Genomic DNA, 845 nt, shown 5'->3' on the forward strand with positions numbered 1-845 from the left:
GGCCCTGCGCCGCCGACCAGCGCCTCGGCGGCGCAGGGCAGGCCCTTGGGCACGCGGTTGCCGTCGATGCGGGCGAAGCCGGCCACGTGGGCCACGCCCTCGACCGCGCGGCGCATGCCCAGCATGGTCGCCTGGTAGATGTTCAGCCGGTCGATCTCCTCGGCCTCGATCAGCACCACCTGCCAGGCCAGCGCGCGCTCGACGATGCGCGCATACAGCGTCTCGCGCCGCGCGGCGGTCAGCTGCTTGGAATCGTCCAGCCCGTTGATGCGGGTGCGCGCCGGATCGAACACCACCGCCGCCACCGCCACCGGCCCGGCCAGGGGACCACGGCCGGCTTCGTCGACGCCGGCATAGAGCCGGGAATCGGGAGTGGGGAATGGGGAATGGGACAAAAGCGACTGCTGCGGCGACGGCGGGGGAAGGGAGCGCTTCATGCCGTTGCTCCTGTCGATTCCCGATTCCCGATTCCCGATTCCCGGCCCTCCAGCAATTCGAGCACCGCATCGGCCGCGCGCGCCGAGGCGTCCTGGCGCAGCAGCAGGTGCAGGCGTTCGTATTCGGGCTGCAGCGCCGCCACCGCCTGCGGGTTGCGCAGCCAGTGCAGCAGCGCGGCGGCCAGGGCGTCGGGGGTGCAGGCGTCCTGCATCAGCTCCGGCGCCAGGTCGCGGCCGGCGAGGATGTTGGGCAGGGCGTAGCGGTCCACCTTCAGCAGGCCCAGCGCCTTGACGATGCGGTAGGTGAGCGGGGCGACCTTGTAGCCGACCACCATCGGCCGCTTCACCAGCATGGCTTCCAGGGTCGCGGTACCGGAGGCCAGCAGCACCGCATCGGCGGCGAGCAGG

1 protein-coding gene and 1 pseudogene are annotated in these 845 nt (G+C 72.0%); both read right to left on the minus strand.

What is annotated here, in order from left to right:
* Positions 1 to 437: ribonuclease HII (locus tag CEK69_RS20900; protein WP_193314057.1), on the minus strand; the 437-nt coding region annotated here is incomplete at its 3' end.
* Positions 434 to 845 (minus strand): annotated as a pseudogene (locus tag CEK69_RS20905) (lipid-A-disaccharide synthase); the annotation flags it as partial. The pseudogene CEK69_RS20905 and the gene CEK69_RS20900, both read right to left, overlap by 4 nt.

Source organism: Xanthomonas sp. LMG 12462 (genome assembly GCF_009192885.1).
GTDB lineage: Bacteria > Pseudomonadota > Gammaproteobacteria > Xanthomonadales > Xanthomonadaceae > Xanthomonas_A > Xanthomonas_A sontii.